This is a genomic window from Luteolibacter sp., from assembly GCF_058122085.1.
Genome location: NZ_JBIKBQ010000002.1, coordinates 39,086 through 60,443, shown reverse-complemented (window position 1 = coordinate 60,443; position 21,358 = coordinate 39,086). Strand labels below are relative to the sequence as shown.

The following is a 21,358-nucleotide window of genomic DNA, read 5'->3' as shown; positions in this document are numbered from 1 at the left end:
GTCATGCTCCCGAGTTGCATGGATGGAGATCATGTTCTTTCAGCACGCCGTGCACATAGCTTTTTGAAAGTTTCAGTTTCTTCGCAAGTCTCTGGCTGCTCCACCGGCTCATTCCTTTGGGCGGCTTGCCGCATACCGTGGTCACAATCTTCGGCTTCGTTTGTGGGGAATGAACTGGCGGTTTGCCTGCGCGAGGCGCATCTTCAACACAAGACAGTCCGCTCTGCTGAAAGCGGGTGCGGACATTGCTGATTGCGTTGCGATGCATGTCGAGTTTCATGCCTATTTCAACGTTGCTCATGCCTTCTGCCGCAAACAGCAGGGCTCGGCGTCTTCTTGCGATACGGTGTTCAAGAGCGCTGCGGCGCAGCAATGATTCAAGATGAAGGACTTGATCTGGTTGCAGCAAAAGAGGTTGAGCGGTCCGTGCCATGGTTGAATCATAGCACAGACTGCTCCAAATGCACAGCTATTTCAAGGACGGTGCACTAGCGGATCATCACGCTCCCCCTTCCCCGCACCAGGCCGATGCCGCACGTGGCGACAGAGATGACTCATGACCGCTCCTCCAGTCCCTGATGATTTCCGCCGGACCAGCCCTCGCTTCTTGATTCTTCCAAGCCACCCCGCCACTCTCCGCCCATGTCCGAGCCCGCGCTGACCCCCATGATGGCCCAATACCAAGCCATGCGCCGGTCATTGCCCGCCGACATCATCTTGTTTTACCGCCTCGGCGACTTCTACGAAATGTTCTTCGACGACGCGAAAGCCGCCTCGCCGATCATGAACGTCGCCCTCACCAAGCGTGGCGGGACGCCGATGTGCGGCGTGCCCTTTCACGCGGCGCAGGGTTACATCGCCCGCCTGCTCAAGGCCGGAAAGCGCGTCGCCATCGCCGAACAAACGTCCGAGCCCGTCGCCGGAAAACTCGTTTCCCGCGAGATCGCCCGCATCCTCACCCCCGGCTCCATCGACGACGACGCGCTGCTCGACAACCAGCGCCCGAACTACCTCGCCGCCGTCTGCCGCCACGGGAAATCCGCCGGTCTCGCCTGCATCGACCACACCACCGGCGAGTTCACCATCGCCGAGTTCGCCGACCTCGGGTTACTCGAAGACGAACTCGCCCGCATCTCCCCCTCCGAGCTGCTCATCCCGGATCACCAGACCGCGGAATTCGGAAAACTCACGAACTGCCTTGTTTACGAAGGCTACACCTTCCTCCCCGAGCACGCGAACCAGCTCCTCAAGGACCACTTCAACGTCCACTCGCTCGACGGCTTCGGCTGCGCCAACCTCCACGCCGCCAGCGGGGCAGGTGGTGCCGTCCTTCACTATCTCATCCACCAGCTACGGAGAAACTGCACCCACCTCCACCCGCCGCACGTTAGGGAAAGCGCCGACCACGTCCTCATCGACGCCGCCTCCCAGCGCAACCTCGACCTCGTTGATTCCCGCTCCGGCAAGGCCCACACCCTGCTAGGCGTGCTCGACCGCACCGCCACCCCCATGGGCGCGCGCCTCCTGCGCGACTGGATTCTCCACCCGCTGCGCGATCTCACCGCGCTCACCGCCCGGCAGGACCTCATCGCATCATTCCTAGCAGAGCCCTTCCTTCTCTCGAAATGCCGGGACGCGCTCAAAGGCATCCGCGACATCGAGCGCACCACCTCCCGCCTCTCGCAGAACTCCGGCAACGCCCGCGACCTCCAATCACTCTCCATCTCCCTCTCCCACATCCCCGCGCTCAAGCAGGATCTTTCTTCCCTCTCCCAATCTTCAATCAACAATCTTCAATCCTCAATTCTCCCCCGCCTCCACGAGTTCCACGAACTCACCGAAATGCTCTCCCTGGCCCTAACCGACGAGCCGCCCGCCCACCTCCGCGACGGCGGCGTCATCCGCGACGGCTGGTCGCCCGCGCTCGACGAGCTCCGCGATGCCTCCCGCGGCGGCAAGGACTGGATCGCCCGCCTCCAGGAAGACGAACGCAAACGCACCGGCATCGACTCGCTGAAAATCAAATTCAACAACGTCTTCGGCTACTTCATCGAAATCACCACCAGCCATCTAGCCAAAGTCCCCGACGACTACACGCGCAAGCAAACCATGTCCAACGCCGAGCGCTACATCACCCCCGCGCTCAAGGAGATGGAAAACAAAGTCCTCGGTGCCGAAGAACGCTCCAAACAACTCGAAAACGAACTCTTCCTCGAGCTCCGCGCCCGCGTCATCACCCATCTGCCCGCGCTCCAGGAAACCGCCGCCGCCGTCGCGGAAATCGACGTGCTCTGCGCACTATCCGAAGTCGCCCAATACCACCGCCACTGCCGCCCGGTCCTCAACGCCGGCAACGGCTTCTTCGTCACCAACGGCCGCCACCCCGTGCTCGAGCAAACCCTCACCGACGTCAAATTCGTCCCCAACGACACCGAGCTCGATCCCGACACCGCCCGCCTCCAAATCCTCACCGGCCCTAACATGGCCGGCAAGTCCACCTACATCCGGCAGATCGCGCTCATCGCCGTGATGGCCCAGATCGGCGCCTACGTCCCCGCCGAGTCGGCCACGCTCGGCCTCGTCGACCGCATCTTCTGCCGCGTCGGCGCGTCAGACGATCTATCACGCGGCCAGTCCACCTTCATGGTCGAGATGAGCGAGACCGCCCTCATCCTCAACCACGCCACCGACCGCTCGCTCGTCATCCTCGACGAGATCGGCCGCGGCACCGCCACCTTCGACGGCCTCTCCATCGCCTGGGCCGTCGCCGAGCATTTGCACGACACCATCGGCTGCCGCACCCTCTTCGCCACCCACTACCACGAGCTCACCGACCTCGCCAACACCAAGAGCGCCGTCGCCAACTACAACGTCGCCGTTAGGGAGTGGAACGAGGAAATCATCTTCCTCCACAAGATCCTCCCCGGTGCCGCCGACAAATCCTACGGCATCCAGGTAGCCCGCCTCGCCGGACTCCCGAAAGTCGTCGTCGAGCGAGCGAAATCCATTCTCAGCCACCTCGAACTCCACTCCGTGAAACCCGAGGCCAAGAAACAGGGCCCCAAGGCGAAAAACACCGACCAGCCCTCTCTCCCACAACCGAACGCCCCGCAGATGGACCTCTTCGCCGATTTTTAGGAGCGCTTTCATCCTGAACGCCAGGTGCGGCGAACATCCTGTCCGCCATCTTCATTCCGGCCGACAGGATGTCGGCCGCACTCAGTCGATAGAATATCGACCCTCCCTTTCGTCCTTGAAGATTGCGCTCGCCGTTTTCGAGGAACCTTCGCCAGCGTGGCCGCGAGTCTTCCCAGCAGGGTGACGTGCCATCGGCGGCTAACCGCCGCGATGATCCGGACCTCCAAGGGAAGGATCACCGCCCGGGCACAGCTCCCACGCGGAGTTCGTCGGCGAGTTCTTTCGCAGTCCAGGTGTTCTCGGAAAACACTTTCTTCAGGCGGCCTTGGGCGTCGAAAACCACGCGTGGAAAAACGTGCAGGTCGAGCGCTACGAGTTCGAGCGCATCCTCTCCAGCGGGTCACTGGTCCGATGGCCGCAACGCATGGCCGCGCTGGTTTCTCATCTGCGGTTCATGGAAAGCCGGGCGCAATTGCCCCAGGCGCAACGCGATCGGATCGCGATCGGCGTGCAACTGGTCGCCGGCAGAACTTTGCCGTCGAACCAATGCGCGCTCAGCGGCGACGCTGCGGGGCTGCGGGCCGAGCTGTCGCAAATCGGGGCGGACACGGCTCTGGTAGGACAACAATTTCCCGCAGCGCAGCTCAAGCCGCTGATCCCGCTGCCCCCGGTCATCGGCGGGATGAGATCCAGCCTGATTCATATCCTGATCGTCACCCCCATGATCTTCCTCTGGCTTCACGAACGGGAGTTGCGCAAAACCAAGCGCTAACTAACAGCCGAACCAGCAGGGAAGTCCGCTCACGGCGTCGGCAAGGTGAAAGGGGCGCTGCGGCGCAGCAGCCACTCGATGGCGAGCAGGCCGATGAGCGGTATTAGGAGCCACCAGCGGTCCCATAAGGGAATCCACTCGCGAAGGGTGAGCGGCAGCGCGCGCATGGATGCGTTCAAGCACTTCACCAATCTGCGAGGCATCGACCAACTGACCTCCGGTGCCGGTGGCCAAAGTCTCCATGAGCTTGCGGTTCACCGCCACTGCGACGGCTTCGTTGGCATCCTCGCTCACGCTTACGCCGATGCGGGTGGTCACCGGGGTGCCTTCGGGATTGCGGTGCTCGGCTGCGAGCCAGCGGATGGTGTGGTTCCAGAATTTGCGGTAGTATGCGTTGCTGCGACGGCTCGGTCCCCACACCGTTTGAAACGCGGCGCCCCAGTCGCGCGTGGAGTCGGAGGTGAAGGCCATGGTGCGCCCCCGGCCGATTTGTTGGACTGCGAGCAAGAGGGCGGGTTCACCCATTACTTTCATGGAGCTGCGAGCCAGCGTGAAAGCTCCGGGTTTGGCGCGCCGGACATAGTTGAATCCGCTGAATCCGGGAAATCCCGTGGACCATGCCTGCTTGGTTTCTTCCGCGTTCTCACCCACCTGCATCACCGGGTGTTGCCAACCGCTATCGGTCACCGCAACGCCAGTCCACTGATTGATCGGGTCGCTCCGTCCCGCGACTTCGATGGGCATCAGCTTGTCGATCACGGTCTTCTGGTAATCGCCCGCGCCGAACCAGGTCATGCCGCCGATCATGATGAAACCGCCGCCAAAACCCTCGACGAATCCGACCGTGGCATCGAGTTGCTCTTGGGAATAACCTTCCTTGATGATGTCGCTGAAGATCACCACGTCGAATTTCAATAAGGCATCGAGCGTTTTCGGGTATCCGCGCGTGGGGTGGCAGACGCTGGGCACCTCGCGCCCCACTCGGGCGCGGAAGACGCGCATGTCTTTGCCGCGCACGCTCCGAGCTTGGCTTGCAAGTTCTGGCAACGAGGAGGCACCGGGGAAGTGCATCGCATGCACCTCGATCTCGGGGTCCGCCTCGAGGCCGTCCTTGAGGAAAGCCGTTTCTGCGGGTTCGCTTCCTTCCATGTAAAGCACGCGGATCGGTTCGCGGCGAAGTTCGCACGCGGCGAGTTGCGTGTTGTTAGCTCGGGCCACCTCACCATCGAGGGGCTCCAACTCGACTGTGTAAAAATGCAGCCCGCGATAGGGTGAAACGAAGTCCACTTCGAGAAGCTGCGGCCCGCCCTCCAAAACCACGCGCTGACGGTGGAGCACCTGATCGCCTTGGCGGATCAACAGCGTCGTTTCCTTGCCTTCATAGCCGGGGCTTTCAATGCGGGCTTCCAGTCGGAGATCCGGTCGCGACGGGCCGGGCTGGCGGATCGCAACTCCTAACAAACTCGCATCCGCCGGTGATTTGTCCGTGCCGAGCAGCCAGGGAAACACCGGCACGCCCGCTTCGCGGTAGATCCCGATCGCTTCCTCCAGTTTCGCCGCATCGCTCGCTGCGCCATCCGTGAACAACACCACGCCGCCGAGCGGTTCGTCCGTGTATTGGGAGGTCGTCTCGCGCAAGCCGGCGGCCAGATTGCTGCGCCGACCTTGCGCTGCGTCTTCCGCAGGCGGTCCGTCGCGGTATCCTTCGGCCACGCGGCCGACGCGCGGTAGCCGTGCGCCTTTCCAGCTCGGCTGCAAATCGTTTTTCAAGTGCGCAAGAGCCGCCGCATGGCGGGTTTGGCCGGCGGATGCGTCGGCCTGTGCCATACTCAACGAGTCATCAATCAACACGTGCAGCGCCGGCACGTCCTCCTCGGTGTGTGTGGTTTCCTGCCGCCAATCGAGAATGAGCAGGAAAACGCCACCCATCCAAGGCCACCATGCGGGCATCAAATACTGGATTTCACTGAGCATATGTTCGCTTATTCGTCATACGAGAGTCGGCGTGAGTAGCCTTGGATTAGATCGTCGTAACCGGGTGCACGCGTGCCGGCATCGATGCCGGGTGCGACTGCGCGATCGAGCAAGGCCTCGGTGAGAATCGCCGCGCGCCGCAACGCTCCCTGCGCGTCTTCGCCGCGGTCCCGCGCCTGCCCGGGCGCGTTCCGCAGCAAGGCTTGCGCGGCTTCGCGTTGCAACTCGGCAGCCCGGCGCATTTGATCCGCAGCTTGTTTCGGGTTGGCGCGGTTGTCAGCTGCGGTGAGCTTCTCGATTTGCTCGGCCGTCAGCTGGGAAAGTTCGCTCAACTCGTGCTGGCGGTTTGTTAGGCTCGGGTTGTTCTCCGGGTGGGCCTCCAGGAGGGGGCGGTCCGCCCTTTCCTTCGCCCTCGCCGGCATCCTCGGGGCAAGGAATTTGTCAATGAGGCCTTTGCGAACGCACGGGAACGATTTGGCCCGAAGCGGAGGGATGGTGCGCGAAAATTACGCGGAGTGGGGAGTGCTGCCGCAGCGCTGATTTGGAGTGCGCGGAATTTGCGGAAGGAGATCGGCTAAAGGTGAGAGACAAATTCCCGAACCGGTGAAGGTGTTCGAGGTTACCTGCTGGCAAGCATCGTGAAAGGCGGCGATTGGTGCAAAAAGCGCGTAAAAAAGCCGCCTGCGGGTGAGCGCAGGCGGCTTTGGTGATTGTTTTCAGAAGAGATTACTCTCCGGCCACTTCGACGACCGCTTCGGATGCCTTCTTCTTCGCTGCCTTCTTGGGAGCAGGAGCTTCGACCGCTTCAGTGGCGGCGACTTCTTCGACAGGAGCCTCTTCACCGGCGGCGGCGCGGTCGACCCACTCGATGATCGCCATCGGTGCGGAGTCGCTCATGCGGGCGCCGAGCTTGGTGATGCGGCAGTAACCGCCTTGGCGATCCTTCGAAGCGGGAGCCGTTTCGGAGAAAAGTTTCTGCACGGTTTCCTTCTGGCGAAGGAAGGCGATGGCCAGGCGGCGGGAGTGCAGATCGTCGCGCTTGGCGAGGGTGATCAGCTTTTCCGCGACCGGACGAAGCGCTTTGGCTTTGCCGAGGGTGGTTTTGATGCGGCCATGTTCGATCAGGCTGATTGCCATGTTGGCAAGCAGTGCCTTACGGTGCGAGGCGTTGCGTTTGAGTTTAACTGTTTTGCTGCGATGTCTCATCGGTTGCTTCCGTTTCTAGATTTAAAGGTTAGTCGTCGAGGTTTTGAGCGATCAGATCGGCGAGGCCGACCGGAGCTTCGTCTTCCGCACCGAGGCGCGGGCCGCGTGAGGCAGCGGCGGGGCCGGAGATCAACGCGGATTCGAAGGACATCCCGAGACCGAGGCCGAGCTCGACGAGCTTGTCCTTGATTTCGTTGAGGGACTTCTTGCCGAAGTTGCGATACTTGAGCATTTCCGCTTCGGACTTCATCGCGAGTTGGCCCACCGAGGTGATGTTCGCGTTGTTGAGGCAGTTGGCGGCACGCACCGAGAGTTCTATTTCGTTGACCGACATGTTGAGAAGCTTCTTGAGAGCGGCGTTCTCTTCGCTGGACTCGGCCGGCGCTTCTTCGAAGTCCACGGCGTTTTCGTCGTAGTTGACGAAGACGTCGAGGTGGTGACGGAGAATCGCGGAGGCTTGGAGAAGCGCGTCCTGCGGGGTGATGCGGCCGTCGGTCCAGATGTCGAGGATCAGCTTGTCGAATTCGGTCATCTGACCGACGCGGGTGCTTTCCACCGAGTATTTCACGCGGGTGACCGGCGAGAAGATCGAGTCGATGGCGATGACGCCGATCGGCTGGTCCTTGCGCTTGTTTTCGTCACCGGTGGAGAAACCGCGGCCGACGCGGACTTCGAACTCGCAGTCGAACTTCACCTTCTTGTCGAGGGTGCAGATGACCTGGTCCTTGTTGACGATGTCGTAGATGTGATCCGGCATGATGTCGCCGGCGGTGACCACGCCTTCTTTCTCCACCTTGATGGTGAGGATGCGCGGGTCCTTTTCGTTGTGGCTGAATTTCACCTTTTTCAGGTTGAGCACGATGTCGGTGACATCTTCCACCACGCCGGGAAGGCTGGAGAACTCGTGCTGCACGCCCGCGATGCGGACGGAAGTGATGGACGCCCCCTCCAAAGATGAAAGGAGAACGCGGCGGAGGGAGTTGCCGATGGTGTGGCCGTATCCACGCTCGAAAGGCTCGGCGATGAATTGGGCGTAGGTATCGGTGGCGGTGTCCTCGTTGCGAACGAGGCGGTTAGGGAGCTCGAAACGAGCGAGTTTGACTGCTGACATGTTATTTCTTGGTTGCCGGGTTACCCTCTTGCGAGCGGAAAGCCCCCAAAAAGGGACTCTCAGAGGACCGACGGCGTTGTGCAATTGCCCGCGGGGGCGTGACTAAATGATGGAGCGGGGCTGCTTGCAAAGCATTTTTTGTCCCTTTTTCGGCCGCGAGTTACCATTTCGGCACTATTTTCTCACTTTTATGAAAAAAAAACTAGATTTTCTATCAGGGGTAAATAGGGTGCCGCGGCAATCCACCACAAAAAACATATGAAATCCAAAAAGAACCTGACTCGATTCACCTACGAAAGCGCTGCATTTGAAGGCTGGCGCTTGTGCATCAGCCGTGCCGGCACCACCTTCACCCGTTACTTCCCTGACAAGAAGTTCGGTGGTGGCAAGAAGTCCTTGGCTGCCGCCGAGAAGACCCTGGCCGAGCTGAAGGTGATCATCGAAGGCGCCAAGCGCGTCGACAACAAACTGACCCCCACCACCATCAAGAAGGCTGAAAAGCTCCTTGCCGAGGCGGTCTAAAGCGAAAACTCCGGGATTTTGGAAATTTCAGGATTTGCGCCGTGCCTGATGCGCGACAAGTTCCGCCCATGCCGGACCTGAAAGCTTCCGTAATCCATTGGTTTCGCCGCGATCTGCGAATTGCGGATAACACGGCCTTGTGCCGCGCGGCGAAACCCGGACTTCCCGTTGTTCCTGTTTATATCCTGAGCGGCTGGCGCGGCGTCCATTCCTGGACGGGACCGAATCGCCAGCATTTCCTTTGCGGCTCGTTGGAGTCGCTGGCCAGGAACCTCGAAACCCTCGAAGGCCGCCTGATCATCCGCAAGGGCAAGGCGGTTGACGAACTCCGGAAGCTCATCAAGGAGAGCCGGGCGGTGGCGGTCCATTTCAACGCCGACCCCGATCCTTTCGGGAAATCCGTGGAAAAGGCGGTGCGGGCGCTTTGCACGGAGCTCGGAGTGGAATGTCATGCTCATGCCGACTCCACGCTTCACGGGCCCGACGAGGTTTTGACCCAAAGCGCCCTGCCTTATCGGGTTTACACGCCTTACAGCCGTAACTGGCTCGGACTGCCGAAGCCGTCACCGCTCGCGAAACCGCCGGCGCTGCGGACTCCTGCGGGCATCAAATCGCTGCCGCTTCCCACCGTCGCGGTCTGGGGTCTGGAAATCCCGGCCACCCGGATCGTCAGTCCCGGCGAACGGTCCGCACGCGAGCGGCTGAAACTCGCGGTCACCGGAAAAATCCAGAACTACGCCGCGAAACGGGATTTCCCGGCGGCAAACGGCACCTCGCGGATCTCCCAGGACTTGCGGTTCGGCTTGGTTTCCATCCGCACCGTTTATGCGGAAGTGATGAAAGCCCGCGCCGCCGCCAATGTCGCGGGAAAGGCCGGAATCGACGTTTTCATCAAGGAACTGGCGTGGCGGGAGTTCTATTTCGCGATCCTCCACCATTTCCCCAACGTGCTCGACGAGGAATTCAACGCCGACTGGCGCGGGCTGCCCTGGGACGAGCCGGACGAGCGGTTTGAGGCATGGAAGGAGGGGGAAACCGGCTTCCCGATCGTCGATGCCGGGATGCGCGAGCTCAAAGCCACCGGATTCATGCACAACCGCCTGCGCATGATCACCGCGATGTTCCTCACCAAGGACCTGCACATCGACTGGAAACAGGGCGAATCGTGGTTCATGCAACAACTCGTCGATGGTGAAATCGCCTCGAACAACGGCGGTTGGCAGTGGTCGGCGGGCACCGGAGCGGATGCCGCGCCGTATTTCCGGATTCAAAACCCGTGGTCCCAAAGCGCCCGCTACGACCCGGATGGCACTTATATAAGAAAATGGGTGCCCGAGCTCGCGAAAACCCACCCGTCCCGCCTGCACGAAGCGCCGAAGGACGGACACCCCATCGCGCCGGATTACCCCCTGCCCTGCGTCGATCACAAAACCGAGCGCGAGCGGACGCTGGCGATTTTCAAATCCCACCGCGCGGCCGGCCGCTGATCAGTTTCCCGCCTGCTTCATCAAGCGCCCGGCAAGTTCCTTGAGATCCTCTACCGGGATCGCGAAACTCTCCGCGCGGTTCGCCCGCGCGATGTTCATTCCGATGCAGCGCCCGTCGAGATCGAGCAACGGCCCGCCCACCACCGACTTGCTGCCGAGGATGTCGTGCTGCATCACCCGCGGAAATCCGCTGCGCCGCGGGGAATACTCGCCACTCATCTGATCGTTGCGGTTCATCTGGTCGGTGAACATCTCGCCGCGGGCGGCCAGCCGGACATCCACCGTGGTTTCCTCGCCCTTGCGGCGGTAGGTCATTTTCACCGTGCTGCCGGCCTTGCGGTCCTTGAGGATTTCCGCGATGTCCTCGATCTTTTTCAGTTTCTTGCCCTCGATGGCTACAATCACGTCGCCCTTCTGCAAGCCGGCCTCCTTCGCGCCGCTTTTTTCATTCACCGCGTCCACTTCGAGCAGTTTCGACTTCCCGTTCAACACCACCCCGAGCGCGGCACCGCCGCTTGCCGGAATCTCGCGGATCTTCGCGCTCACGATCCCCGCGAGCAAGCGCCTCGCCGTGCGGGTCGTCGCGCCGTTCGCCACCACCCAGGTCCCCTGCGGCACCTCACTCGTCGGCGCGTAAACCACTGGCACCAACCCGCCCGCTTCGATTTTCAAAAGTGCGACGTCCCAGGACGGGTCCACCGCCAGCAACTTCACCTCGCGGTATTGCGTCTGGTCCACCGTCACCGCGAGCGCCTTCGCGTCGATCACCTCGCTCGCCTTGCTCAGAATGTGCCCGTCCGCGGAAATCACCACGCCGTAGCCGATCTCCTTCCGCCCATCCAGCATCACCGCGCTTGATGTTTGCAGGACCTGGCGCTGCGCTTCGAACGCCGCCACCACCGCCGTGCCGGTGGTTCGGTAGGCGGAATCCAGGCTCTGCTGCGCCTGCGCGGAAAGCACCAGGCCGACGCTTGCGATCGATAAAATCCAGTTAGCGTTCACCGAGATTGAGGGTAAATGTTTTGGCTTTGCCGCCGCGTTCCGTTTCGAGATTGAGTTCGTCCCCGGCCGACATCTCCTTGAGAAGCTCCTGCATCTGCCCGCGTTTCTCCAAGGCCACGCCGTTCATTTTCAACAAGACATCACCTTCCTTGATCCCCGCTTCCTGGGCCGGACTCTTGTCGCCCACCTTCGTCACCCGCAGGCCGCCTTCCGTCCGGGACTCCGTCGCCAGGCCGAGGAAACCATTCCCCTTCACCGGCTTCTCCGCATACGGCCCCTCGCCGATGAACTCCGCCTTCAGCATTCCCTCCCAGTTCGTGATGAATTCCGTCATCGGCACATGCATGTTCACCTGCATCTGCTGGCCCACCCGCGAGTGGATTCCCACCAGCTTCCCTGTCAGATCGAACAACGGCCCGCCCGAATCACCGCCGATGAGCATGCAGTCGGATTGAAACGTCGCGTTGGCGATCCGCACCAAGCGGCCTAGCCTCACCACCGATCCGCGCTCCTTGTCGAAGCCGCCCGAGTGCCCCAGCGAGAACACCCAGTCTCCGAGCTTGGTCGTTTCCGCCCGGTCGATCTCCACAAACGGATAGATCCCCGGCTCGGTGATCCGGATCATCGCCGCGTCCTTGTCCGCCACCAGGCCCAGCGTTTCCGCCTTCAGCCGGGTGCCGTCCTCCAGGATCACCGTCACCTTTTTGTTCACGCCCGTCGCCACGTGTGCGGCGGTTAGAACCAGGCCGTCCGCGGAGACGATCACTCCGGTCCCCGAGCCTTCCGAAATCTCGATACACACCGTCGCCGCCCGCGCCTTGGGCAGCGCGTCGCCCACCGCCTTTTGGATGGTTTCCAAGTCCTTGCGGCTTTCCGGCGCCTTCAGGTCGTTCACGTAAACCCGACCCTCTTGGGAAAACGCGCACCACGGCAGCAGCGCCAGCATCGGGAAAATCCTTGAGAACTTCATCACGTTGGTTGAGCGGCAAGCTACCGGCATCCTGTCTTTCCCGCAACTCATGGCTGCGCGATCCTGCGAAATAATCCGATCCATTCCCGCCCCGCCCGGCCCGGAAACGCGGCTTGCGGCACCCAGCCATCCACCCGCTCGAACCACGGGGAAAACCATTCGTCCAGTTCCGCCACCGTCACCCCGAACGGCGGCCCGGCCGATTCCTCGCCCGGATCAAACGGCGTCAGGAAAAACACCCCCGCCAGCAAACCACCTTCCCGCAGGCAGCCCGCCGCCGCCTCCGCATAGCGCTGGCGATCACCCGGATCGATCGCGCAAAAACACGTGTGCTCCCAGATCGCCGAGAACTCCCGCCCCGCCCGCCATTCCGGGTCCAGGAAATTCCCAAGCTCGTAACTCTCCATCCCGGTTCCCGGAAATTCCCGCGCCCGCGCCACCGCCGACGGTGCCAAATCCAGCCCCAGCACCGGTATCCCGAGAACTCCCAGAGCCCGCACATCGTGGCCCAAGCCGCAGCCCGGCACCAGCACCGGCCCGCTTCCCCAATCCTGAAATTTCCCCAGCAACTCCAGCAAAGGCGGCGAAGCCAGCCCCTTTTCCCACGGCATGTCGCCCACCTGATAACGGCTTTCCCAATCGGTCATGCCCGACCATTCTCCGGCACACGCCGCCATGCAAGCGCCTTGCACCCGGAATGTGTGCCCACGGCCTCAGTCGGAAACCAAACTTCCGCGGCCGGCTGAGACAACCGGCACACATTCCAGCCGAAAGAAACCGCGTCATGAGTGATCTGCGGATGTCGCCATTAGCAACCATCCATCGCGTCGGCATTGCCGCAATCGCCGGGTGATAGTCGATCCTCATTTTCTCAAGCGACTCATTAATTCGCAGTGGGAAATCGGAGCGACCGATCCGGATTTCAATTCAGCGTCCCGCGCCAGTGCCAAATGCCAGCCTCATCAGTTTGGCGTGGTTATCGGCTACCTTCGACTTTCCTTTTCAGGATAAAGCGGACCCGGCTTTCGACGCAGTGGTAGAAAAGCGCGCCCGCGGCGATGCTGGCGCCCCAGGCGACAAACATGCCCACCGCATTGACCAAAGGGTCGTGACCGGCAAAGCGGGTAAACAGGCCGTTGATCACCAGGCAAACTGAAAAATGCACGAGGAAGACCGAGTAGGAGATTTCTCCAAGCCAGCCGATCAGGCGCGATCGTGGCCAGCGGCTCAGAAAATCATATTTTTGCCCCAGTCCGAGTGCCAGCGAAGTGAGCAGCGCAACAGCGATGCGGGAACGCCATTCAAGCCACAAGCTCGCCCCGACCACCACGGCGATGACCAAGAACCATAAGCACGCGCTCTTCCGCCCCGCCACCCAATAAGCGAGCACGCCGAGGGCATAAGCCCCGAAGAAATAGAGCGCCCAGACATCCCAAGCGGAATCCCGGTTGAAGTGGAATAATGATGAGAGAGCCAGCAAGACTACGAGAAAAAGACCGGTCACCCTCCCCCGCTCGATTCCATCACCCATGCTTCTTGCCAGCCAGAGACAGCCCAGCAACAAGGAGAACAATTGAAAATCAATCGGCACATACCAGCAGCCCGCGGACAAGCCGTCGAAGCCGAGAATACTTTGCAGGAACAACACGTGGGCAAGGAGTTGCGCCAGGGATGGCGCACCTGGAATTGAATCGTGCGTCATCAAGGCCCGCGCCACGGCCGCGCTCGGAATACTCAGCAACACTGCCGCCAGATAAGGAATCCCGAGAATCAAATAACGCCGGCCCAGCAGTTTCATCGGTGACCCCGCAGCCAGGCGACCGGCGGGAGCAAGGTTTTTCGCGGCAAGAAAGCCTCCGATCACGAAGAACACCTGCACCGCGATCCGGGCATCCCGGCTCAGCCAGGAAATCAACCGGGGCGCGAGCGGTTCTGCAAAGTCGGACATCGGGCCGTAAAACGCGAGGTGATGCAGCACGATCAATTGCGACGCCACCGCGCGCAGGGCATCGATCAACATCAAGCGCGGTGGCTTTCCTGATAGGGATCCGCTTTTTTTGATAGACATTCGCTTTTTCAGGGTGGTGTTGGACGGGGGATCGGAATTGGGGAGTGAGGGGGCCTGGCGAGAGGAAGGGGGGCGGCGGCATGCATGGGGGCATGCCGGGGCAAATCTCGATTCACCGCCATTCCGCTTTCGCTGTGCGGTGCGAAAAAACTAAAGGCTAAAGTCAAAAGCCTAAAGACTGAAGTTGTAACCAGCATGGCGCAAAATCCAATCCCCACTCCCGGCATCGGCCAGAACCACCGCCGGACGGCGCTTGGATCATCGGAAAAATTGTGACTAAGGTGAGGCGGCCATGAAGAGCACTTCCCCAAATGATGGGGCTTGTTGCCGCCAGTGCGCGGGTCTTCGATGAAAGTGAAAGACGTGAAGCAGGCGGGCAGTCCGCCGGACCAGCCCGGATTGTGAGGTCCGCGGAACAAACGGATCGATGCGCGACCACCATATATGAACCTAAATATCAGGGATCCAAACTATTTCCCCGGTGCCCCCTGGCTTGATGTCCGTGATTTAGGTCCTCGAAAAAGAGACTTGCCGATTTTCATCCGCCGCCCTATACACTGCCCCTAGACGCACCCAAGAAGGTTGGAAGAAACAATTTCCGCCGCCCTTTTGACGTGATGATCTCCGGCACCCGCCGATTCATGATTTCCCAGGAACGACCCGCTATGAACCTTAAGACCGATTTTTCCAATCGGTTGTTACCCGCTGTTTGCGATCCATGATCCGGCGTTTGGTCCATCGTTCCGCACCCCTCTTCGCACCGATATCGTGCGGCGGCTTTGTCCGTCCGTGCAGCGGCGCGTCGCATCTACCCACTGGAGGACAAAACCATCGCTAAGCCACAAAGAGATCCAAACAGGGGTCGTTTCCGCGACATGACGCGGATCAACGACCGAATCCGCGCCCCGAAAGTCCGTGTCGTCATGGCCAACGGCGACCAGCTCGGCGTGATGAGTTCACGCGAAGCGCTCGCCAAAGCCCAGTCGCTCGGACTCGACCTGGTCGAAATCGCCGGCCAAGTGGACCCTCCGGTCTGCAAGATCGTCGACTACGGGAAATACAAATACGAGCAGGCCAAGCTGAAGAAGCAGAAGTCAAAAAGCGCCACCCGCATGAAGGAAGTAAAATTCCGCGTCGGCACCGGGCAGCACGACTACAACATCAAGCTCGGCCGGGCCGAGGGCTTCCTCGACACCAACCACAAGTGCCGCTTCGTGCTGCAGTTCCGCGGTCGTGAAAACGCCCACAAGGACCTCGGTTTCGTGGTGCTCAACCGGATCATCGAGGACCTCAAGTCGATGGCGCAAGTGGACCAACCCCCGCGTCTCAACGGCCGCGCCGTGGCGATGATCCTCTCCCCGCTTCCCGCCCACCAGCGCAAGCGCAAGTTCCACCTGTTCCACGGCGAACTGATGGAAGAAGACGATTTCGAGAACGAGGAAGGCCACGACGAGGACATCCCGGAGGATGATTTCGTCCCGGATGAAGTGCCGGACGAAGTTTCCGACGAGGTTCCTGAAGCCGCGGCGGAGATTGAGGAAGAAGCCTCCAAGTCCTGATTTATCAATCGGATCGTGGCGGCGGGTTTCAATCCGCCGCCACGTTTTTGTTTCCATGCTCTATCTTTTCGACATCGACGGCACGCTGGTGGACACCGGCGGCGCGGGCATGGCCGCCTTGAAGGAGGCCACCCTCGAAGTCTTCGGGCACGAAGGTCCCCCGCTCGATCTGGCGGGCAGCACCGATCTGGGCATCGTCGCTAACATTCACGCCCATTTTGAAATCGAGCCGACACGTGAACGGATCGAGGCCTACTTCAAAGTCTATCACGGCCGGCTGGATTGGAACCTGAGCCACGGGGGATTTCCAGGCCGCGTTCTTGATGGCGTGCACGAATTGCTCGCCGGGCTATCAGACCATCCGGATGCCACCGTCGGCCTGCTCACCGGAAACACGGCGGGCGGAGCGGCGGCCAAAATGCGCCACTTCGGGCTGGCCGGCCATTTCCCCTTCGGCGCTTACGGCTGCGACCACGCGGACCGCAACCGGCTCGGCCCGATCGCCCTCGAACGCGCGGCGCTCCACGCGGGCAGGAATTTCACCGCCGCGGAAACCTGGGTCATCGGCGACACACCGAAAGACATCGCCTGCGCCCACGCCATCGGCGCGCGCTGCCTGGCAGTGGCGACCGGCCAGTTTTCCGCAGCGCAACTCGCGGACCACGGCGCGGACCAGGTCGTCGGGACCCTCGGCCAGGCGATCTCTTGGACATGAGCGGAATTGCGGCAAATTCCTCAAAACAAGACGTGCATCCTCCCCCGCCGTCCGGATATTTTCCCGCTGCCCGCTAAACAACCAATTCAATCCACATGAACACCCGTCGCCGATTCCTGACCCATCTCGTAGCCTCCGCTGGAATGCCCGCTCTTTTGTGCGGCCGCGCCTTCGCCCAAACGCCGCCGCCTCCGGTCAAGCTGGAGGAGAGCGATCCCGTCGCCACAGCGCTCGGCTACAAGGAAGACACCACCAAGGTGGACGGCGTGAAATACCCGCTGCACAAGCCCGACCAGAAGTGCGTGAACTGCGCGCTCTATCAGACAAAACCCGGTGAGGCCAGCGGCCCTTGCGCCGCGTTCGGAGGCAAGCTGGTCACTGAAGCCGGCTGGTGCTCGGTTTATGCCAAAAAGCCGGAACCGGTGAAACCGTAAGTCAGCCCGAAATTCCAAACCTCCTTCCGCCGACCCGGCGGGAGGAGGTTTTTTCATGCGAATTTCCCGTCGCTTTCCCGACAAGACCCACTAACTTCACGGAAATGAATTCCGGGTCGGCAGCATCCAACCGCGATCACTGGCTCGCCACCGCGAAGGGGGTGTCCCGCAAGGTGAATCTCGCCTGGTGGCTCGAAACCCTCTCCGCGCCCCTTCTCGTCGCAGCCATTGGCGGTGCCGTGGCGCTGCTGGTCGTGAGGCGCAGCTTTCCTGACATCGAGCTTTGGATGTTGGCGGCGTCCGCCGGCGGGATGATCGCGGCGCTGGCACTCGTCTGCCGGGCAAGAGCCTCGCGCAAATTCGAGCGGCCCGGCCAGTCCCTGGTTAGAATCGAGGCCGCCATGCGCTTGAGGAACTCGCTCTCCGCCGCCAGCGCTGGCGTCGCGCCGTGGCCGCCACCGGTGGAGCGGATCGATGCCGGACTGGCGTGGCAGTGGCCGCGCCTGCTCGTCCCGCCACTTGGCGCGCTCATGCTGTTAGCCGCCGGGATGCTCATTCCCATCACGGCCCGCAGCCTGAATCCTCCGGCCGCGCCGGAACAGCCCCAAGCCTGGAAGCAACTCGCCACCGAGCTCGACCAACTCACCAAGGAAGAAGTCGTCGATGAGAAATATCTCGAAGACACGCGCAAGAAACTCGACGAGCTGAAATCGCAGGAAGAGGAACAGTGGTTCAGCCACTCGTCGCTCGAAGCCACCGATTCCCTGAAGAAATCCCACCGCGCCGAGGCCGAGCGCGTCGAACGCGAACTCGGTCGCGCGGAAAAGGCGCTCGCCAATCTCGAAAAAAACGCCGGCGCCTCCAACCAGGCCGAGAAGAACCGGCTGATGGAGGAATTCGACCAGGCGCTCCAAGGACTTCAAAACGGCGCGATGAAGCCGAACCCCGCGTTGCTCGAACAGATGAAACAGCTCGACTTGAAAGACATGGCGAATCTCACGCCCGAGCAGGTCGAACAGCTCCGCGAAAATTTGAAGAAACACTCCGAAGCCATGAAAAACGGCAAGGGCGAGGGAAAAGGCGAAGGCCCCGGAAAAGGCCGAGTCGATCGCGGTCCCGGCCACTCGCCCGGCGTGCTCGGCGCTGAAAAGGACCCGCTCGAAACCGGCGAGCTAACCGGCCTCGAAGCCAAGGATCTTTCGCGGGCCTCCCCCGGCGATTTGCTGGAACTGCAGGACAGCGAGCACGAGGTGGATCATTCCCCGTCGGGAATTTCCCAAGGCGGAAACACCGATGCCACCGGCAAGGGCGGCGACCGCGTCTGGCGCGACGCGCTTGATCCCGCTGAGCAGCGGACCTTGAAACGGTTTTTCGAGTAGAGCTCCTCCGCAAGGGCATCAGGTGCCGACCACCTATTCCCGCAGCCGTTTCGCCAGTTCCGGATCGGGGAACGGGCAGTGATCCGCCCGTCCCATGATCCGGTGGCGATGGTCCGCCACCCATTGATAGACAGCGTCGCGCAGCGGCTTTGGAATGAACCGGGCGACCGTGAAAACCCACCAAGCGCCGCCGAGGGCGCGGGCGAGTTCGATCAATGCGTCGCCGCGCAGGAAGACCTGGCCATCGGACTCGCGGAGCAGGATCATCGTGCCGCCGGACTCGTCCGCGTATTTCGTGAACCCCATTTCAGCGGCGAGCTTGCCCTGCAAAGGCGCGAAGGACACCCGCCGGTGCTTGTCGAAACGCGCGACCCGCCGCACCGCCGCCGAGCAGAACGCGCAGTCGCCATCGAAGAAAAGCACCCAGCCCATGCGCCGACCTTAAGCGCCCGCCGTCGGAAAAACCAACGCGGGATTTCCAATCCTGTATCACACGCGAGCTTGCCAAAAGCAGATGCGATCTCGGCAGCCCATTCAACATGGTAGAGCCACTGCCACAACTCACAGGAGGAAAGGCGATCCGAGTCATCTCGGGCTTTACCGTGAGCGCGCTTGAACATTAGCCAGGCCAGGATCCCGGCCGTTGATCGAGACCAAAAAGAAACCAGCGGAAACCGAAGCGGGGGGACTTCGATTTACGCCGGCGTTTCTCTCTCGGGGGGGAGTGTTTTTTTGCCGCCAGCTTCCCGGGGGGAGGTTGCTCGCGGCGACCCATGAGAGATACCCCATTTCCGGCCATAAGGATATGGCGTGATCGCGTATGCGTGATCGCGGAGGGTGTGATAAGCCTTGAAATCGCGCGCTGGCGGGGACGTGATGGCCGCGATGAGCAAGGATGCGTTTCTCCACGAACTGCTGGGCCGGATGTCGGTCGAGGAAAAGGCCGGGCAACTCAACCTCCTGACCGGCGCGATGGACGCCACCGGCATGAAGCACTCGGGCGATCTGGAAGCCAAGATCCGCGCGGGTCACTGCGGCGCGGTGCTGAATGTTTACACGCCCGCCGCCACGCGGGCCTTGCAGGAGCTCGCACTGGCGAGCCCGCTGGGAATCCCGCTGATTTTCGGCTACGACGTGATCCACGGCCAGCGCACGATCTATCCGATCCCGCTCGGACTCTCGTGCTCGTGGAATCTTGATCTGATCGAACGCTGCGCCCGGATGGCGGCGGCGGAGTCGGCGGCGGACGGTCTGCACTGGGTTTACTCGCCGATGGTGGATATCTCGCAGGACCCGCGCTGGGGACGGGTGGCCGAGGGAGCGGGCGAAGACCCGTGGCTGGGCGCGAAAATGGCGACAGTAATGGTGCGCGGCTATCAGGGAAATGATCTGACAGATCCGGCGTCGGTGCTCGCCTGCGTGAAGCATTTCGCCCTCTATGGCGCGCCGATGGGCGGGCGGGATTACCACACGGTGGACATGAGCCGCCGGGCGATGGAGGAAACGTATTTCCCGCCGTATCGCGCGGCGATCGATGCCGGGGCGCGGACGGTGATGACCGCCTTCAACGACATCGACGGCATTCCCGCGAGTGCCAACCGCTGGCTGCTGACCGATCTGCTGCGCGAGCAGTGGGGCTTCCGAGGCTGGATCGTGACCGACTACACGGCGGTGACCGAAATGAAAAACCACGGCACCGCCGCCACGGACGCGGACGCGGCGCGGCAGTCGCTGGACGCCGGGGTGGACATGGACATGGTGTCGGAAGCGTTCCTAGCAGAGCTGCCGGGCTTGGTGGAATCCGGTGCCGTCCGCGAAGAGCTGCTCGATGCGGCGGTGCTGCGCGTGCTCGGAACGAAGTGGGATCTCGGGCTTTTCCTCGATCCCCTCGCCCGCTCCAATCACGGGCCGGCGATTCAGCCGAGCCAGGAAAACAGGAGCCTCGCGCGTGAGGCGGCCCGCGAGTCGATGGTCCTCTTGAAAAACGAAGGCGGAATCCTGCCGCTCTCGAAACACCAAAGAATCGCCCTCATCGGCCCGCTCGCCGACAGCCGCCGCGACATGCTCGGCTGCTGGATCGCCGCCGGGGATGAAGCGCTCGCCGCCTCACCGCTCGATGGATTCCGCGAAATGGCGGTGGTCATTCACGCCCGTGGCTGCGGGATCAGCGAGGCCAACGACGTTTTGCTAGCAGAGGCGGTCCGCGCGGCCAGACAGGCCGACGTCGTCGTGCTGGTGCTCGGCGAGAGCTGGCAGATGAGCGGCGAGGCCGCCAGCCGGACGGACATCCGCCTACCTGAATGCCAGCGGGAATTAGCGAGGCACATTCTGCAAACTAGCACCCCCTGCGTGCTCGTCACGATGAGCGGACGCCCGCTAGAGCTGACATGGGAGGACTCGCGGTTTCCCGCCATCCTCCAGGCGTGGGCGCTCGGAACAGAAGGCGGTCACGCGCTGGCGGAGGTGGTTTTCGGCGACGCCGCGCCGGTCGGAAAACTCACGATGGGCTTCCCCCGCAGCGTCGGCCAGCTGCCGATGACTTACCGTGAGAAACCCACCGGCCGCCCCTTCGACGCGGCGGTGCAATATTCCTCCAAGTATCTCGACGCGCCAAACGACGCGCTCTATCCGTTCGGCCACGGCCTGACTTACGGGAAATTCCGCCACGGCGCGGTGGGCATCGACTCGCCGGAAATGCAGCCGGGCGGGACGGTCACCGTCTCGGCGGAGATCACCAACCTCAGCGCGCATCCAGCGACGGAAACGCTGCAACTCTACCTCCGCGACCTCGTCGCCTCGGTCAGCCGCCCGCTGAAGGAACTGCGCGGCTACCAGCGCGTCACGCTCGCCGCCGGCGAGTCACGGGCGGTTTCCTTCCTCATCACCGACGCGGACCTGAGCTTCCCGGGGCGCGATTTCACGCCAGTGGTCGAGCCGGGGGATTTCGAGGCGATGATCGGCCCGAGCTCCGCGGAGCTGCGGTCGGTGAGGTTTGTGCTGGGTAATTGACCCGCCGCGCCT

The 21,358-nt window shown here is 62.0% G+C and carries 19 protein-coding genes; 9 read left to right on the top strand and 10 right to left on the bottom strand.

What is annotated here, in order from left to right:
• Nucleotide 1: 1 nt before the first annotated feature.
• A complete protein-coding gene (locus AC4DF4_RS00705; protein WP_490046182.1) occupies nt 2–433 on the bottom strand; it encodes a helix-turn-helix domain-containing protein in 432 nt (143 codons plus the stop codon).
• Nucleotides 434–642: 209 nt separating this feature from the next.
• On the opposite strand from AC4DF4_RS00705, the gene mutS reads away from it, so the two are divergent.
• Both mutS and AC4DF4_RS00695 read left to right on the top strand, forming a co-directional pair.
• Nucleotides 643–3,138, top strand: coding sequence for a DNA mismatch repair protein MutS (gene mutS / locus AC4DF4_RS00700; protein ID WP_490046181.1), 2,496 nt, complete (start codon nt 643–645; stop codon nt 3,136–3,138).
• Nucleotides 3,139–3,463: 325 nt separating this feature from the next.
• Nucleotides 3,464–3,910 carry a hypothetical protein gene (locus AC4DF4_RS00695; protein ID WP_490046180.1) on the top strand — a complete coding sequence of 149 codons (447 nt, stop codon included), beginning with the start codon at nt 3,464–3,466 and terminating at the stop codon, nt 3,908–3,910.
• Here AC4DF4_RS00695 and AC4DF4_RS00690 read toward each other — a convergent pair whose 3' ends face one another.
• From AC4DF4_RS00690 to AC4DF4_RS00675, 4 genes are all read right to left on the bottom strand, one after another.
• Nucleotides 3,911–5,860 (bottom strand): glutamine amidotransferase, encoded by a 1,950-nt coding sequence (locus AC4DF4_RS00690; protein ID WP_490046179.1) that lies wholly within the window; start codon nt 5,858–5,860, stop codon nt 3,911–3,913. It lies immediately after the preceding gene.
• A 32-nt stretch (nt 5,861–5,892) separates the two neighbouring features.
• A complete protein-coding gene (locus tag AC4DF4_RS00685; protein WP_490046178.1) occupies nt 5,893–6,306 on the bottom strand; it encodes a hypothetical protein in 414 nt (137 codons plus the stop codon).
• Between the two features lie 304 nt (nt 6,307–6,610).
• The gene (rplQ, locus tag AC4DF4_RS00680; RefSeq protein ID WP_490046177.1) at nt 6,611–7,090 is read right to left on the bottom strand and encodes a 50S ribosomal protein L17; all 480 of its coding nucleotides are present in this window, start codon (nt 7,088–7,090) and stop codon (nt 6,611–6,613) included.
• Nucleotides 7,091–7,118: 28 nt separating this feature from the next.
• A complete protein-coding gene (locus AC4DF4_RS00675) occupies nt 7,119–8,201 on the bottom strand; it encodes a DNA-directed RNA polymerase subunit alpha (protein ID WP_490046176.1) in 1,083 nt (360 codons plus the stop codon).
• Between the two features lie 258 nt (nt 8,202–8,459).
• Here AC4DF4_RS00675 and AC4DF4_RS00670 point away from each other — a divergent pair, with 258 nt between their 5' ends.
• Together AC4DF4_RS00670 and AC4DF4_RS00665 are read left to right on the top strand one after the other, a co-directional pair.
• Entirely contained in the window at nt 8,460–8,723 is a 264-nt protein-coding gene (locus AC4DF4_RS00670; RefSeq protein WP_490046175.1) for a hypothetical protein, read from the top strand.
• A gap of 68 nt (nt 8,724–8,791) precedes the next feature.
• Nucleotides 8,792–10,210 (top strand): cryptochrome/photolyase family protein, encoded by a 1,419-nt coding sequence (locus AC4DF4_RS00665; RefSeq protein WP_490046174.1) that lies wholly within the window; start codon nt 8,792–8,794, stop codon nt 10,208–10,210.
• Here AC4DF4_RS00665 and AC4DF4_RS00660 read toward each other — a convergent pair whose 3' ends face one another.
• From AC4DF4_RS00660 to AC4DF4_RS00645, 4 genes are all read right to left on the bottom strand, one after another.
• Entirely contained in the window at nt 10,211–11,212 is a 1,002-nt protein-coding gene (locus AC4DF4_RS00660) for a S1C family serine protease (RefSeq protein WP_490046173.1), read from the bottom strand.
• Nucleotides 11,202–12,182 carry a S1C family serine protease gene (locus AC4DF4_RS00655; RefSeq protein ID WP_490046197.1) on the bottom strand — a complete coding sequence of 327 codons (981 nt, stop codon included), beginning with the start codon at nt 12,180–12,182 and terminating at the stop codon, nt 11,202–11,204. Before AC4DF4_RS00655 ends, AC4DF4_RS00660 begins: the two co-directional genes overlap by 11 nt.
• Nucleotides 12,183–12,229: 47 nt before the next feature.
• Nucleotides 12,230–12,829 carry a methyltransferase domain-containing protein gene (locus AC4DF4_RS00650; RefSeq protein ID WP_490046172.1) on the bottom strand — a complete coding sequence of 200 codons (600 nt, stop codon included), beginning with the start codon at nt 12,827–12,829 and terminating at the stop codon, nt 12,230–12,232.
• Between the two features lie 329 nt (nt 12,830–13,158).
• On the bottom strand, nt 13,159–14,202 hold the full coding sequence (locus AC4DF4_RS00645; RefSeq protein ID WP_490046171.1) for an acyltransferase family protein: 1,044 nt from the start codon (nt 14,200–14,202) through the stop codon (nt 13,159–13,161).
• A gap of 923 nt (nt 14,203–15,125) precedes the next feature.
• Between AC4DF4_RS00645 and infC the strand changes: the two genes are divergently transcribed.
• The 4 genes from infC (at nt 15,126) to AC4DF4_RS00625 (ending at nt 18,337) form a co-directional block, all read left to right on the top strand.
• Nucleotides 15,126–15,809 carry a translation initiation factor IF-3 gene (gene infC, locus AC4DF4_RS00640; protein ID WP_490046170.1) on the top strand — a complete coding sequence of 228 codons (684 nt, stop codon included), beginning with the start codon at nt 15,126–15,128 and terminating at the stop codon, nt 15,807–15,809.
• A gap of 55 nt (nt 15,810–15,864) precedes the next feature.
• Complete coding sequence (locus AC4DF4_RS00635; RefSeq protein WP_490046169.1) at nt 15,865–16,524, top strand: HAD family hydrolase; 660 nt, start codon at nt 15,865–15,867, stop codon at nt 16,522–16,524.
• A 143-nt stretch (nt 16,525–16,667) separates the two neighbouring features.
• Complete coding sequence (locus AC4DF4_RS00630) at nt 16,668–16,958, top strand: high-potential iron-sulfur protein (RefSeq protein ID WP_490046168.1); 291 nt, start codon at nt 16,668–16,670, stop codon at nt 16,956–16,958.
• Between the two features lie 104 nt (nt 16,959–17,062).
• Nucleotides 17,063–18,337 carry a hypothetical protein gene (locus tag AC4DF4_RS00625; RefSeq protein ID WP_490046167.1) on the top strand — a complete coding sequence of 425 codons (1,275 nt, stop codon included), beginning with the start codon at nt 17,063–17,065 and terminating at the stop codon, nt 18,335–18,337.
• Between the two features lie 33 nt (nt 18,338–18,370).
• On the opposite strand, the gene AC4DF4_RS00620 is transcribed toward AC4DF4_RS00625, so the two are convergent.
• Nucleotides 18,371–18,769 carry a thiol-disulfide oxidoreductase DCC family protein gene (locus tag AC4DF4_RS00620; protein ID WP_490046166.1) on the bottom strand — a complete coding sequence of 133 codons (399 nt, stop codon included), beginning with the start codon at nt 18,767–18,769 and terminating at the stop codon, nt 18,371–18,373.
• A gap of 417 nt (nt 18,770–19,186) precedes the next feature.
• On the opposite strand from AC4DF4_RS00620, the gene bglX reads away from it, so the two are divergent.
• Complete coding sequence (gene bglX / locus AC4DF4_RS00615) at nt 19,187–21,346, top strand: beta-glucosidase BglX (RefSeq protein ID WP_490046165.1); 2,160 nt, start codon at nt 19,187–19,189, stop codon at nt 21,344–21,346.
• Nucleotides 21,347–21,358: the final 12 nt, after the last annotated feature.

Excerpts from the sequence above, each read along its gene's own strand:
- AC4DF4_RS00705 (WP_490046182.1), bottom strand. The coding sequence starts at position 433 with ATGGCACGGACCGCTCAACCTCTTTTGCTGCAACCAGATCAAGTCCTT.
- mutS (WP_490046181.1), top strand. The coding sequence starts at position 643 with ATGTCCGAGCCCGCGCTGACCCCCATGATGGCCCAATACCAAGCCATG.
- AC4DF4_RS00690 (WP_490046179.1), bottom strand. The coding sequence starts at position 5,860 with ATGCCCGCATGGTGGCCTTGGATGGGTGGCGTTTTCCTGCTCATTCTC.
- AC4DF4_RS00685 (WP_490046178.1), bottom strand. The coding sequence starts at position 6,306 with ATGCCGGCGAGGGCGAAGGAAAGGGCGGACCGCCCCCTCCTGGAGGCC.
- rplQ (WP_490046177.1), bottom strand. The coding sequence starts at position 7,090 with ATGAGACATCGCAGCAAAACAGTTAAACTCAAACGCAACGCCTCGCAC.
- AC4DF4_RS00675 (WP_490046176.1), bottom strand. The coding sequence starts at position 8,201 with ATGTCAGCAGTCAAACTCGCTCGTTTCGAGCTCCCTAACCGCCTCGTT.
- AC4DF4_RS00670 (WP_490046175.1), top strand. The coding sequence starts at position 8,460 with ATGAAATCCAAAAAGAACCTGACTCGATTCACCTACGAAAGCGCTGCA.
- AC4DF4_RS00665 (WP_490046174.1), top strand. The coding sequence starts at position 8,792 with ATGCCGGACCTGAAAGCTTCCGTAATCCATTGGTTTCGCCGCGATCTG.
- AC4DF4_RS00655 (WP_490046197.1), bottom strand. The coding sequence starts at position 12,182 with ATGAAGTTCTCAAGGATTTTCCCGATGCTGGCGCTGCTGCCGTGGTGC.
- AC4DF4_RS00650 (WP_490046172.1), bottom strand. The coding sequence starts at position 12,829 with ATGACCGATTGGGAAAGCCGTTATCAGGTGGGCGACATGCCGTGGGAA.
- AC4DF4_RS00645 (WP_490046171.1), bottom strand. The coding sequence starts at position 14,202 with ATGTTGATCGATGCCCTGCGCGCGGTGGCGTCGCAATTGATCGTGCTG.
- infC (WP_490046170.1), top strand. The coding sequence starts at position 15,126 with ATGACGCGGATCAACGACCGAATCCGCGCCCCGAAAGTCCGTGTCGTC.
- AC4DF4_RS00635 (WP_490046169.1), top strand. The coding sequence starts at position 15,865 with ATGCTCTATCTTTTCGACATCGACGGCACGCTGGTGGACACCGGCGGC.
- AC4DF4_RS00630 (WP_490046168.1), top strand. The coding sequence starts at position 16,668 with ATGCCCGCTCTTTTGTGCGGCCGCGCCTTCGCCCAAACGCCGCCGCCT.
- AC4DF4_RS00625 (WP_490046167.1), top strand. The coding sequence starts at position 17,063 with ATGAATTCCGGGTCGGCAGCATCCAACCGCGATCACTGGCTCGCCACC.
- AC4DF4_RS00620 (WP_490046166.1), bottom strand. The coding sequence starts at position 18,769 with ATGGGCTGGGTGCTTTTCTTCGATGGCGACTGCGCGTTCTGCTCGGCG.